Below are 12,986 nucleotides of genomic sequence, written 5' to 3'. Positions count from 1 at the left end.
AATCTGCGTAACTATTGGTGGCATTGATGTCGCCATGTATCGTGCGCCTGACGTGAACTCATCCATCCTCATCGACATCAGCCAACTGCGTGTCGGCATGTACATCCAGCTCGACGTGGGCTGGATGCATCATCCGTTCCCGACCAGCAGTTTTCGGGTGGCGTCGTCGGAGCAGATCACCACCTTGCGGGAGCTGGGACTGACCGAGGTGCGTTACGTCCCCAAGAAGAGCGATCCTGAACTCCAGGAGCTGGTGCCGGCCGCCTGGAGCGTACCTGAAATGACAGTGCCGCCGCCCAACGGCCTGGATGCGCCCGGGCCTGGCACGACCACTGTCGTGGACCCCGAGGCACAGCGTCGCCGCGAGCTGCTGGAAGCGCAAAACCGGGCCTTGACTGCCTGCAACCAGCGTTTCTCGGAAGCCACGCGGCAGTACCAGTCCATGGAGCGCACGGTGTCAGAGCATCCGGACCAGGCCAGGGCCAAGGGGGAGGCACTGGTATCGGGGTGTGTTACCGAACTGCTGGAAAACGGCGACTCCGTCATTCGGCTGCTGTCCGAGGGGGTGGGCGAGCGCAACGGATTGCATCCGATCAATGTGATGGTGATATCGCTGCTGCTGGGTCGGTCCCTGGGCATGAAAAGCGAGGAGCTGCACGATCTGGGTGTTGCCGCGTTGATCCATGACATCGGCAAGCTCAAGCTGCCGCCCAATCTGCGTCAGCCTACGCCCTCCATGATCCCCATGGAGCGCACGCGCTACGAGACCCACGTGGTGGAATCCGTGGCCTTGGCCAAACGCATGGGGTTTGCCGATGCGGTACTGACTGCAGTGGCCCGGCACCACGAGATGTGTGACGGCAGCGGGTTTCCCCAACGCTTGAAGGGGCCTGACCTGGGGCGCATGAGCCAGGTCCTGGCCCTGGTCAATCAATACGACCGGATGTGCAACCCGGCCATGGGTGTGACGGCGCTGACCCCGCATGAGGCGCTATCCGTCATCTTTGCCCAGCTCAAGGCGCGGTTTGATTCCGTGGTCCTGGGGGCTTTCATTCGCATGATGGGGGTGTACCCGCCCGGCTCCATCGTGCAGTTGGTCAACGACCGGTATGCCATCGTGGCATCGGTCAACTCGTCGCGGCCCCTGCGGCCCAAGGTCATCGTGCACGATCCGCGCGTACCGAAGGAAGAAGCGCCGATACTGGATCTGGAAACCGTACCTGAACTGGGCATACGGCGCAGCCTCAAGCCCGCGCAGCTCCCGCGTGACGCGCTGGACTACCTGTCGCCTCGACAGCGGATCTGTTACTTTTTTGAGCGAGCGGTCAGTCCCGGCCCTGACGAGGCCTCGGCGTGAACGACTTGCAATCGCTCGGATGGCTTGATGGCCTGCAGGAGGCCGTGTGGCTGCTGGATGAGACAAACCAGCACATTCTGCAAGCCAACGCAGGCGCCGAGCGTCTGACAGGGCTGTCTGCCGCCGACATGCAGGGGCGGTCGGTGCTGGATCTGGCCAGCACGCCTCAGGAGCTGGCGTTCTGGTCCGAGCCGGCCGATGTGATTGCCCAAGGCGTTCCTGCCCACACCAGTTTGCTGCGTGCCGATGGCAGTCTGGTACCGGTGCAGCGTTGCGTCCGGCGAGTGCCCTGGGGGGCGAGTGGCACCAGTGTGCTGCTGCTGACCATGCTGGACCGCAGCCGCCAGGAGACCACCGAGCGCGAGTTGGAGACATTGCTTTCTGAGTTGCGTGCCACGCTGGATTCCGCTGCCGACGGCATGCTGGTGTGTGGACTGGACGGCGGTGTGCGGGCATTCAACCAGCGCCTGGCGCAACTGTGGAACCTGCCGCGCCAGCTGCTGGTAGAGCGTGACGATGCTGCGGTATACGCCTTCATGGCGGACCAGGTGGCAGACGCCCGTTTGTATGCAGAGCGCTTGGCAGCCATCGACCGCGAGCCGACGCAAGAGAGCACCGATATCGTCGAGTTGCGCAATGGTGTGGTGCTGGAGATGCGCACGGTGCCGCAGTTCAGCCAGGGCCGTGCGGTGGGCCGGGTGTATTCGTTCCGGGACATTACCCGCCAGACCGAGATCCAGGCCAGCCTTCGCCTGGCTGCGCGCGTGTTCGAGTCCAGTCTGGATGCGATCTTCATCGCAGACAGCCAGCACCGCATCATGCGCATGAATCCGGGGTGTGAGCGGCTCGTGGGGCCCACGGCCAAGGGATTTGAAGGCTGTGTGGCGGCCTCGCTCTTTGGCGGTGGCTCGGATGCCTCGTTCATGGAGCAGGTCCTGCAGGGCTGGGCGCAGGATGGCTTCTGGGAAGGCGAGTTGTGGCTGCCCCGTGACAACGGCGCGTATTGTGCTGTCCAGTTGTCCTGGGTGGCCCTGCGGGATGATGAAGGGCGGCTGGTTCAAAGCATTGGCTTCATGCGCGACCTCACACTGCAGCACGCCGCACAAAAGCGAATCGAAGAGCTGGCCTACAGCGATGCCCTCACCGGTCTGCCCAACCGCCTGCTGCTGTCTCAGCGCGTGGATACCGCCATCCAGGGAGCACGCCAGAGCGATACCGGCTTTGCGATCCTGTTCTTGGACATGGACCGATTCAAGATCATCAATGACTCTCTGGGGCACCCCTTTGGGGACCGGGTGCTGCAATTGGTGGCCGAGCGCCTGCAGACCTGTTTGCGGCAAACCGACATGCTGTGCCGTCTGGGGGGGGATGAATTTGTCATCTACCTGCACGGTGGCGACGCATCCGTTGCGGAGAGCGTGGCGCGCCGGATTCTGGACGACATGCTCAAGCCCTTCATGCTCGACAGCATGGGCTTTTCGATCCAGTGCAGCATCGGTATTGCGCTGTACCCGCAAGATGGCGCTACGCTGGACGACCTCATCAAGCAGTCCGACACCGCGATGTACCGCGTCAAGGAGCGTGGGCGCGGCAGTTATGGCTTCTACCAGCCGCAGATGAACGCCAACCTGCTTGCGCGCATGCAGATGGAACATGCGATGCGCCAGGCGCTGGGTCTGCAGCGCATGGCTGTGCACTACCAGCCTCAGGTCAACATGGCGACCGGGCGCATCACCGGCGCCGAGGCGCTGTTGCGCTGGACGGATGCAGAGTTCGGCGCCGTGTCGCCCGCAGTGTTCATTCCCTTGGCCGAAGAATCAGGTTACATCGTGACGCTGGGCGCCTGGGTGATGGAGCAAGCGGTGCGCGAGGCCGCCTTGTGGATGCACAGCGGCACGCCCATCATGATTTCCGTGAACGTGTCTGCGCTGGAGTTTCGCCAGCCCGATTTTGTGGACCGCATCACGCGCCTGCTGGCGGTGCATCAGCTGCCACCGACGTTGCTGGAGCTGGAACTGACAGAAACCATCCTGCTGCAGGATGCACAGGAGATGGAGCAGCGCCTGCGCGTGCTGGCCGACCTGGGCATTGGCCTGGCGATCGACGATTTCGGCACCGGCTATTCGAGCCTGGCCTATCTCAAGAAACTACCCATTCACAAGCTGAAGATCGACCAGTCCTTTGTGCGCGGCCTGCCCGACGACGACGGCGACCGTGCCATTGTCAGCGCCATCATCAGCATGGGCCGCGCCATGCACATCGAAGTGGTGGCCGAAGGGGTGGAGACTGAAACCCAGCAGGCGGTGCTGCAGCAAATGCAGTGCGAGCACTACCAGGGCTTTTTGTGTGCGCCGGGGCTGCCGGCAGACCAGTTCCGCGCCATGCTGAGCCAACCCCTGCCGCTGAAGGCCCAGGGGCGTCACCGACCGCTGAGCACCTGAAGCTCCAGCGCTCAGCGACCGGAGGCTGCGGCTCGGCAGACGGCCGAGAGTCCGCCTCTGTGTCGGCCTTATACGGCCGACACGCCCTTCCAAAGCATGTAGGCCGCCAGGCCAAACAGCAACGAGGCAAACACGCGCTTGAGCTGCTTGACGGGAAGATTGTGCGCCGCCTTGGCTCCCAGCGGGGCCGTCAGCACGCTGCAGCTGGCAATCACTCCCAGTGCCGGCAGCCAGATATAGCCCAGCGATGCCGGTGGCAAGCCGCTCACGTTCTGTCCGCCAATGGCGTAGCCGATCACGTTGGCCAGCGCGATGGGAAAACCCAGAGCGGCGCTGGTGGCCACCGCGTTGTGGATGGGCACATTGCACCAGGTCATGAAGGGCACGCTGACAAAGCCGCCACCCGCGCCGACGAGACCCGACAGAAAGCCGATCACGCCGCCTGCCGCCACCTGGCCTGCGCCACCCGGCATCTGACGCGTGGGCGCGGGCTTCTTGTCCAGAAACATTTGCGTGGCAGAAAAGCTCACAAACAGCGCGAAGAAGATCGCCAAAAACGAGCCCTTGAGCAGTGCAAACACACCCAGGCTGGCGATGAAACCACCCAGCACAATGCCGGGCGCGAGGCGCTGGACGATGTCCCACCGCACGGCGCCGCGCCGGTGATGGGCACGCACGCTGGAGATGGAGGTGAACATGATGGTGGCCATGGAGGTGGCAATCGCCATCTTCACCGCCAAGTCAGGCGCCACCTGACGAGCGCCCAGGATGTAGGTCAGGAACGGCACCAGCAGCATGCCGCCTCCAATGCCCAAGAGCCCCGCCAGAAAACCTGTGGCCAGGCCGAGCACACCGAGTTCAACAATCAGCAAGGGATCGAGCATGGCGGGATATCAGGCAACAAAGGACAACAAAGCACGCGGAGAACCGCGAAAAATGCCCTGTCACGGACGCAGCAGCAAGTGCTTGCAATGACAGGGCATGGGGAAGAGGGTGTCTGCGAATACCACCGAACTCTCATCCTGAACCGGGGGTTCAGGTGGGCGAGGGCAGCCTGGCGTTGGGTTCATCTGACGCGAGATGATCACGCTCACCGGACGATGTACCAAGCCCGAGCTCAATGAGCATTGGTTCAAGGAAATATAAAGCCCGACAGCTTCGCAGACACGTCAATTGTAGGTGCTGCCAGCGGGCGCTGCGCGCTCGGGGTGATGTAAAGCCCGCAAGCGGCTGTGACGGACGGGCAAGAGGAGCGGTGTGCCTCAGCACACCAAGGACTAGAGAAGGCGTCCGTCGTCGCCCAGAGCGTCGTCCAGACGCTGTACCAAGCTTTGCAGGCGCTGCTGGTCGGTATCCGGCAGCAGGCTGTCCTGGTGCCCCACCACGGGAGCGCTGGCACTGCCAGATGGACTTGCCACGGGCTGTGCTGCAGCCGCAAGGTCTGCGGCTTCGCGGTCGGCGATCTCGAAGGCCAGGTTCAGCGCGGCCAGTACGGCGATACGTTCCCGCGCCCGGACCTTGCCCGCATCGCGGATGCGCGTCATCGCGGTGTCCACGCGCTCCACGGCGTCCAGCAGGCGGCTTTCGTGGCCCTCGGGGCAGGTCAGCAGATAGCTTTGCTGCAGGATCTGCACCTCGATTTGCTTCATTCGGCTTCTTTCGTGAGCGGCGCGGCGGCGGGCAGGCGTTCGAGCAGGGCATCCACCCGAGCGCGTGCTGCGCTCAAGCGGGATTTGAGCGAGTCGCGCTCCTGCGTCAGTGCCGCAACTTGATCAGCCAGCAGGGTATTGGTGCGCTGCAACTCCGCATGTCGCAGCAGCAGGCGCTCCACGCGCTCGGCGATCTGGTCGGTGGGGGACGGTATTGCCATACAGCCTTGGATTGTAGGCGGTGTGACACCGAGCGGTCCCTGGCCCCAGGCTGCGGTGGTGTGCAAAGCGCAACAGATACAAGTACAAGTGCATTGTCGGCCGCGTGGGTGCCATGCGGAGTTGCCCACTTGATCTGGCGTGCTGGGAGCAGCTTGTAAACGGTCGTAAAATCCAGATGTTGGTGCTCGCGGTGTGGTTCACATGCCGCAGTTCAACGGGAAGCAGGGAGGCGCCGTACCACCGGTACCCGCCCAGCCTGCGCTGCCCCCGCAACGGTCAGCGGACGAATCACCTGATTCTCTCTCCATCCATAAGCCACTGGGCGCCTTGAACAAGCGCCTGGGAAGGCATTGGGGGGGTGTTCCGCCAGCCCGGATACCGGCCAACACGGTGGCTGCGTGCGCCCTTTTTTGGCGCTGCGCGGCTGTATCACCCACATGCTGGCGGGAGGCCGGCCCGGGTTGTTTGTTGACCTTGATCCCCATGAAAATCCGTACCCTTCGTGCGCGCCCTGTGGCGTCGTTGCGCCTGCCCGCCCCACGCCTGGCCCTGCTGTCGCTGTTGGCTGGCAGCGCCTGCGGCGCTTTCGCACAGACCGCCCCGGCCACCGGCGAGCTGCTGGCGCAAAACCTGCGCGCACCGTCGTTGTCTGAAACGGTGGTGGCAGCCACGCGCACCCCGCAGCCGCTGGCTGATCTGGTGGCCGACATCTCCATCGTGGACCGCGAAACCATCGAAAGCAGTGGCGCCACCGGTCTGGCCGACTTGCTGGCCCGTCTGCCCGGTGTGGAGTTCTCGCGCAACGGTGGCCCTGGCACCACCACTGGCGTGTTTTTGCGTGGCGCGGAGTCGCGCTTTACTGCGGTGTACATCGATGGGGTGCGCATCGACTCGCAATCCACCGGTGGCGCGCCCTGGGAGAGCATTCCGCTGGGCCTCATCGACCGCATTGAAGTGCTGCGCGGTCCAGCGGGTGCTGTCTATGGCTCGGACGCCCTGGGCGGCGTGGTGCAGATCTTTACCAAGCGCGGTGAAAACGGCACGGCGCCCTACGTAGGCGTGGGCGTGGGCAGCCACAACACCACCAAGCTCGAGGCTGGGATCAGTGGTGCCAGCGGCACGCTGGACTACGCCCTGGGACTGGCGCGTGATGACAGCAAGGGCTTCAACGCGCGCCCCATCGCTGGACAGAACCCCGACCGTGACGGCTACCGCAGCACGGCGGGCCACGCGCGGGTAGGCCTGCAGGTGAACGCAGTGCATCGCCTCGAAGGCACCCTCATGCTGAACGACACCAACAGCGGCTACGACAGCGGCCTGGGCAAGGACGACCGCAACCTGCACACCATGCACGCGTTGGGCCTCAACTGGATCGCGCAGTGGAGCAGTGCCTACAAGACGCGCTTTTCCATCACCGACTCGCGCGACGAATACGAAACCCGCCCCTCGCCGTACCTGAGCGACACGCGCCTGCGCGGCTACTACTTCCAGAATGAATGGCGCCAGGGCGCGCACCTGGTCACGGCGGCCCTGGAGCGCCGCGAAGACCGGCTGGAGAACAAACCCATCGACGCCAAACGCTCGCAAGACGCGCTGGCGCTGGGCTATGGCTACAACGCTGCAGGCCACACGGTGCAGCTCAACCTGCGCCACGACTCGGACAGCGAGTTCGGTGGCAAGAGCACTGGCAGCGTGGCCTACGGCTACGCCATCACCCCGCAGTGGCGCGCCACGGCGTCGGTGGGCACGGCCTTCCGTGCGCCCACGCTGTACCACCGCTTCAGCGAATATGGCGTGGCCACGCTGCGCCCCGAAAGCAGCCGCAATGCCGAAGTGGCGCTGCGCTACGCCCAGGGCAACAGCACCTTCTCTGCCACGCTGTTCCGCAACCGTGTCAGCAACCTGATTTCGTTCTCTGGCCCAGGCACGTGCCTGTCGGACTTTGGCTGCTACGCCAACACGGCCCGCGCCGAATACAAGGGCGTGACGTTTGCGGGCTCGCACCGCGTGGGCGACGTGCAATTGCATGGCTCCATTGACCTGCAACGCCCGCGTGATCTGGACACCGGCAAGCAGCTGGCGCGCCGCGCCAAGCAGCACGCCACGTTCGGCGCCGACACCCGCCTGGCGGGTTGGACCGTGGGCGCCGAAGTGCAGGCATCAGGCCGCCGCTTCGACACCGTGGCCAATACCAACGTGCTGGGCGGCTACGCGCTGGTCAACCTGTATGCCAGCACCCGCCTTGCACGCGACTACACGCTGCTGGCCCGCATCGACAACCTGGCCGACAAGGACTACCAGCTGGCCCGCACCTACGCCACCGCAGGCCGCACGGTGTACGTCGGTGTGAAGTGGGCGCCGCAGTGAAGCCCCCCCTGAGGCGCTGCGCGCCTTCCCCCCACGGGGGGACGCCACCCGTGGCCTGGCGGAGCCAGTTCCACGGTGGCACTGGCATCGTGCGTGCCAGTTTCATAGGCATGCTGGGCATGTGTTCCCCAGGGTGGCTGAAATGACCAGGTGCCCCGCGTTGCTGATTGCAGCCCCGGCCTCTGGGCAGGGCAAGACCACCGTCACTGCCGCCCTGGCGCGCCTGCATGCGCGCCAGGGCCGGCGGGTGCGGGTGTTCAAGTGCGGGCCGGATTTCCTGGACCCGCACTGGCACCAGCTGGCCAGTGGTGCGCCGGTGCACCAGCTCGATTTGTGGATGAACGGTGAGGCCGACTGCGCGCAGCGTCTGCACGATGCTGCGCGCGAGTCGGACCTGATCCTCATCGAAGGCGTGATGGGTCTGTTTGACGGCAACCCCAGCGCAGCCGACCTGGCCCGGCACTTTGCGGTGCCGGTGCTGGCGGTGGTCGATGCCTCTGCCATGGCGGGCACGTTTGGCGCGCTGGCCTATGGCCTGCGCCACTACCGCCCGGGCCTGCCCTGGGCCGGTGTGCTGGCCAACCGCGTAGGCAGTGCTCGCCATGCCGACATGTTGCGTGACGGCTTGCACGATGTGGATGACTGGATGGGGGCGCTGATGCGGGTGCAGCCTGCTACGGCCTCTGCTGCAGGCAAGGCTGGCGCCGCGCTGCTGCCCGAGCGCCACCTGGGCCTGGTGGCCGCGCACGAGCTGGACGACAGCCTGCAGCGGCTGGACGCAGCGGCCGATGCCCTGGCCGCTACCCCCCTGGGCCAGATGACGCTGGAGGATATGCAGCGCTGGGCTGTGGACTTTCCGCCGCCCGCCTCGAAGATTGCTGCGCCAGCGCTGCTCGCGGGCCGCACCGTGGCCGTGGGGCGTGACGCGGCGTTCTGTTTTACCTACGCCGCCAATGTGCAATGCCTGGAACAGATGGGCGCCCGCGTGGCGTTCTTCTCGCCCCTGCAAGACACGGCGTTGCCGGACTGCGATGCCGTGTGGCTGCCCGGCGGTTACCCCGAGCTGCACACCGCGCAGATCGCTGCCAACACCGGCATGTTGGCCAGCCTGCGCGCCCATGTGGCCGCGGGCAAACCCCTGTGGGCCGAGTGCGGCGGCATGATGGCGCTGTTCGATTCCATCATGCTGGCCGATGGCAGCGCGGCTCCGCTGTGGGGCCTGCTGCCGGGCCGCGTGACCATGCAAAAGCGCCTGGCGGCCCTGGGGCCGCAGCAGCTGACCGTGGCAGGACATACGCTGCGCGGCCACACCTTCCACTATTCGACCAGCGACAGCAGCGCTCCCGTGGTGGCCCGCACAGCGCGGCCCCACGAGGCGGTTGCGCCGGATGCGGGTGAGGCTCTGTACCAGCAGGGCAGCATCCATGCCAGCTACTTCCATGCGTGGTTCCCGTCCAGCCCCGAGGCGGTTGCGCATCTGCTGGGCGGCCAGAGCAAAGCATGACATCCGCGTCACACCCCATCACTACCGAGCTCATCCTGGGCGGTCAGAAAAGCGGCAAATCCCGCCGCGCTGAGCTGCTGGCACGCGACTGGTTGGCCCGGTCCGCCGACCACCGCGCCGTGCTGATCGCCACCGGGCAGGCCTGGGACGACGAGATGCGCGAGCGCATCGCCCGCCACCAGCGCGACCGCGCCGAGCGCGTGCCAGGTTTGCAGACGGTGGAAGAGCCGCGCGATGTGGCCGCTGCCGTTGCGCGGCACAGCGCGCCGCAAACCCTGGTGGTGGTGGACTGCCTCACGCTGTGGCTCACCCACTGGACCATGCCCCTGGGGTTCGAAACCATGGATTTGGAGCAAAAACAGGCGCAAGCGCTAGAGTGGAATGCCCAGGCTGCTATGTTTTTGGAAGCAATTCGGCAGTCCCCCGGGCCCGTTGTTCTGGTGGGCAACGAAATTGGCCTGGGGGTCATCCCGATGGGGCGCGAGGTGCGCGCCTTTGTCGATGCGCTGGGCATGCTCAACCAGCAGGTGGCGCAGGTGTGTCCACGGGTCACGTTGATGGCTGCCGGTCTGCCTCTCACTTTGAAGGAACCCTGCTGATGAAACCAACCCCCGTGCGCCGCATCCTGTGGGTCATCGCCATCCTGGTGCTGCTGGGCCTGCTGATGGCCGGCCTCGCGCGTGCGCAGCCGGTGCACATCCGGGACGACCGGGGCCGCGAGGTCTCGCTGCCCCGGCCCCCCCAGCGCATCGTCAGCCTGTTGCCCTCGTTGACCGAAAGCGTGTGCGAACTGGAGCAATGCCACCGGTTGGTGGGTGTGGACCGCTACTCCAACTGGCCGGAGGCCGTGATTGCCAAGCTGCCCAAGGTGGGGGGCGGGCTGGACCCGAGCATCGAGGCCGTCGTGGCACTCAAGCCCGATGTGGTGCTGATGTCCGTCAGCTCGCGCGCCAGTGACCGGCTGGAGGCGCTCGGCCTCACCGTGGTGCAGCTGGAGCCCAAGACGCATGCCGACGTGCGCCGCGTGCTGGGCACGGTGAGCGACCTGCTGGGCGTGCCCCGCGCGCAAGGCTCCGACCGCCTCTGGCGTGTGATCGACGCGGGCGTGCTGGCGGCTGCACAGTCCCTGCCGCCCAAGGCCAAAAATGTGCGTGTGTACTTCGAGGTGAGCCGTGGGCCCTATGCAGCGGGCGAGGCGTCGTTCATTGGCGAATCGCTCACCCGGCTGGGCGTGCGCAACGTGGTGCCGGCGTCGCTGGGGCCGTTTCCGCGCCTGAACCCCGAGTTCGTGGTGCGCGCCAACCCCGACATCATCATGATCGGCAACCGCAGCATGCAGGCCATGGTGCCGTACCCCGGCTGGGCTTCCATGCGTGCCATCCGCGAGAACCGGCTGTGCGTGTTTGGCCCCGGCGATTCCGATGTGGTGGTGCGCCCTGGGCCGCGCATGGCCGAGGCGGCCCGCATCATGGCGCGGTGTCTGGTGGAGAAAGCTCCCCCTGAGTCGCCTGCGGCGCCTTCCCCCTCAGGGGGACGCACCCAGTGGCCTGGCAAAGCCAGTTCCACGGGTGCACTGGCCTCGGCCGTGCCTGTCGCAGCCTCTGCCCACGTTGGAAATAGCGGCAAGTGAATTCGTCCACCAAGTACATCGGGCAAAGCCGCCGCGCCGCATGGTGTGCCGCCTGGCTGTTGCTCGCCAGCGCGTTGCTGGCGGTGTGTGGCGCCAGCGTGGGCAGCACGGGCTTTGACAGCGTGCTGCGCATGCACGGCGACCCCGTGGCCTGGCAGATCGTGTGGGACATCCGCCTGCCGCGCACGGCGGGTGCGTGGCTGGCGGGGGCGCTGCTGGGCCTGTCGGGCGCGGTGGCGCAGGGGTTGTTTCGCAATCCACTGGCCGACCCGTACCTGCTGGGCAGCGCCTCGGGCGCAGCGCTGGGCGGGGCTGTCGCCATGGCGCTCTTCGGGGTGTCGCCGGTGGCGGCGCAGTGGATGGCCCGCATCGGCATCACGGGCATGGCATTTTTGGGCGCGGCGGGGGCGGTGGTGCTCACGCTGCTGCTCGCCAAGGGCGTGCAGCACACGCTGCGCTTGTTGCTGGCGGGGGTGATTGTGGGCGTGGTGCTGGGTGCGCTGCGTGACCTGGTGGAACTGGCCTCGCCCGACATCCTGCAGGCCATGCAGGCCTTTACGCTGGGCAGCACGGCTTTTGTGGGCTGGGCGGCCTGCTTGCTCATGGCCGTGGCCTGGGCGCTGTGCTCGGTGGTTGCCTGGATGCTGGCACGTGCGCTGGACGGCCTCACGCTGGGCGAGGCCACGGCCGCCAGCCTGGGCTTGCCACTCATGCCCATGCGTGTGGGGCTGGTGGCTGCCATGGCGCTGGCCACAGGCACGGCGGTGGCGCAGACGGGGCTCATCGCCTTTGTGGGGCTGGCGGCTCCGCACCTGGTGCGTTCCATCGTGCGCGTGACACACGAACGGCACATCGTGCTCTCCAGCCTGATGGGCGCGGTGCTGCTCATGGCGGCCGACATCCTGGCGCGCTGGCTGCTGGCGCCGCAGGAGCTGCCCGTGGGCGTGCTCACGGCGGCCCTGGGCGGCACCTATCTGCTGTGGCTCATGCACCGGCGCACCTCGCAGGGGGGCGCACTATGAAATCAATAGCTATCAGTGCAAATGGAATAAGCGCCAGCATCGGGAATCGCTCTATATTGCAGGGCATTGACCTGCAATTGCCCGCCGGGCGCTGGACCAGCATCGTCGGCCCCAACGGCGCGGGCAAGTCCACCCTGCTCAAGGTGCTGGCGGGCCTGCTGCCGCGTGTGGCGGTGCAGGGCGACGTGTTGTTGCTCGGCCGCCCGCTGGCGCAAATCCCGGCGCGCGAACGCGCCCGCCAGCTCGCCTGGCTGGGCCAGAACGAAGGCTCGGCCGACGACCTCACGAGCTACGACGTGGCCATGCTGGGCCGGCTGCCGCACCAGGCCTGGCTGGCACCGCCGGGTGCGGCCGACCACACAGCGGTGGAGCAGGCGCTGCGCACCACGCAGGCCTGGGACTGGCGCCACCGCCCGCTGTCGCAGCTGTCGGGCGGCGAACGCCAGCGCGTGCTGCTGGCCCGCGCTCTGGCGGTGCAGGCGCAGGTGCTGCTGATGGACGAGCCCCTGGCCAACCTCGACCCGCCGCACCAGACCGACTGGCTGCACACCATGCGTGCACTGGTCGATGCGGGGGGCACGGTGGTCAGCGTGCTGCACGAGGTGTCGCTGGCACTGCAGTCCGACGACATGGTGGTGATGGCACAGGGCCGCGTGCTGCACCAGGGCGCCTGCGATGCACCCGCCACGCACGCGGCGCTGGAGAGCGTGTTTGACCACCGCATCCACGTGCGGCATCTGGATGGCATGTGGATGGCGCTGCCATCGATGCAGCGCAAGCACAGCCAATGAAAC

The 12,986-nt window shown here is 66.3% G+C and carries 11 protein-coding genes and 1 riboswitch; of the genes, 8 read left to right on the top strand and 3 right to left on the bottom strand.

What is annotated here, in order from left to right; translation table 11 throughout:
* The first annotated feature begins 34 nt into the window (after positions 1–34).
* Together CLU87_RS12565 and CLU87_RS12560 are read left to right on the top strand one after the other, a co-directional pair.
* On the top strand, positions 35–1,357 hold the full coding sequence (locus CLU87_RS12565) for an HD-GYP domain-containing protein (protein ID WP_099730649.1): 1,323 nt from the start codon (positions 35–37) through the stop codon (positions 1,355–1,357).
* Positions 1,354–3,798, top strand: coding sequence for a bifunctional diguanylate cyclase/phosphodiesterase (locus CLU87_RS12560; protein ID WP_056064368.1), 2,445 nt, complete (start codon positions 1,354–1,356; stop codon positions 3,796–3,798). The genes CLU87_RS12565 and CLU87_RS12560 overlap by 4 nt, the downstream gene beginning before the upstream one ends.
* Before the next feature lie 68 nt (positions 3,799–3,866).
* Here the strand turns inward: CLU87_RS12560 and CLU87_RS12555 are convergent, their stop codons facing one another.
* The 3 genes from CLU87_RS12555 to CLU87_RS12545 all read right to left on the bottom strand — a co-directional run bounded on the left by CLU87_RS12555 (position 3,867) and on the right by CLU87_RS12545 (position 5,668).
* The gene (locus tag CLU87_RS12555; protein ID WP_056747157.1) at positions 3,867–4,682 is read right to left on the bottom strand and encodes a sulfite exporter TauE/SafE family protein; all 816 of its coding nucleotides are present in this window, start codon (positions 4,680–4,682) and stop codon (positions 3,867–3,869) included.
* A gap of 393 nt (positions 4,683–5,075) precedes the next feature.
* Positions 5,076–5,447 carry a cell division protein ZapA gene (locus tag CLU87_RS12550; protein ID WP_099730648.1) on the bottom strand — a complete coding sequence of 124 codons (372 nt, stop codon included), beginning with the start codon at positions 5,445–5,447 and terminating at the stop codon, positions 5,076–5,078.
* Positions 5,444–5,668, bottom strand: coding sequence for a DUF904 domain-containing protein (locus tag CLU87_RS12545; RefSeq protein ID WP_099730647.1), 225 nt, complete (start codon positions 5,666–5,668; stop codon positions 5,444–5,446). Before CLU87_RS12545 ends, CLU87_RS12550 begins: the two co-directional genes overlap by 4 nt.
* Before the next feature lie 163 nt (positions 5,669–5,831).
* Positions 5,832–6,071: riboswitch (cobalamin riboswitch) on the top strand.
* 81 nt (positions 6,072–6,152) lie between these two features.
* On the opposite strand from CLU87_RS12545, the gene CLU87_RS12540 reads away from it, so the two are divergent.
* From CLU87_RS12540 to CLU87_RS12515, 6 genes are all read left to right on the top strand, one after another.
* A complete protein-coding gene (locus tag CLU87_RS12540; RefSeq protein ID WP_099730646.1) occupies positions 6,153–8,036 on the top strand; it encodes a TonB-dependent receptor domain-containing protein in 1,884 nt (627 codons plus the stop codon).
* A 142-nt stretch (positions 8,037–8,178) separates the two neighbouring features.
* Positions 8,179–9,540 carry a cobyrinate a,c-diamide synthase gene (locus tag CLU87_RS12535; RefSeq protein WP_056064357.1) on the top strand — a complete coding sequence of 454 codons (1,362 nt, stop codon included), beginning with the start codon at positions 8,179–8,181 and terminating at the stop codon, positions 9,538–9,540.
* Positions 9,537–10,139: a bifunctional adenosylcobinamide kinase/adenosylcobinamide-phosphate guanylyltransferase gene (locus tag CLU87_RS12530; protein ID WP_099730645.1), complete on the top strand. Its 603-nt coding sequence runs from the start codon at positions 9,537–9,539 to the stop codon at positions 10,137–10,139. The genes CLU87_RS12535 and CLU87_RS12530 overlap by 4 nt, the downstream gene beginning before the upstream one ends.
* Entirely contained in the window at positions 10,139–11,170 is a 1,032-nt protein-coding gene (locus CLU87_RS12525) for an ABC transporter substrate-binding protein (RefSeq protein WP_233193782.1), read from the top strand. The genes CLU87_RS12530 and CLU87_RS12525 overlap by 1 nt, the downstream gene beginning before the upstream one ends.
* Positions 11,167–12,192 carry an iron ABC transporter permease gene (locus CLU87_RS12520; protein ID WP_056064350.1) on the top strand — a complete coding sequence of 342 codons (1,026 nt, stop codon included), beginning with the start codon at positions 11,167–11,169 and terminating at the stop codon, positions 12,190–12,192. Before CLU87_RS12525 ends, CLU87_RS12520 begins: the two co-directional genes overlap by 4 nt.
* Positions 12,189–12,983 (top strand): ABC transporter ATP-binding protein, encoded by a 795-nt coding sequence (locus CLU87_RS12515; RefSeq protein ID WP_056064347.1) that lies wholly within the window; start codon positions 12,189–12,191, stop codon positions 12,981–12,983. Before CLU87_RS12520 ends, CLU87_RS12515 begins: the two co-directional genes overlap by 4 nt.
* Positions 12,984–12,986: the final 3 nt, after the last annotated feature.

Origin of the sequence: Acidovorax sp. 59 (assembly GCF_002754175.1) — a bacterium.
GTDB lineage: Bacteria > Pseudomonadota > Gammaproteobacteria > Burkholderiales > Burkholderiaceae_C > Acidovorax > Acidovorax delafieldii.
Note: the sequence above shows the minus strand (reverse complement) of the source record. Positions and strands in the feature narration are given on the sequence as shown.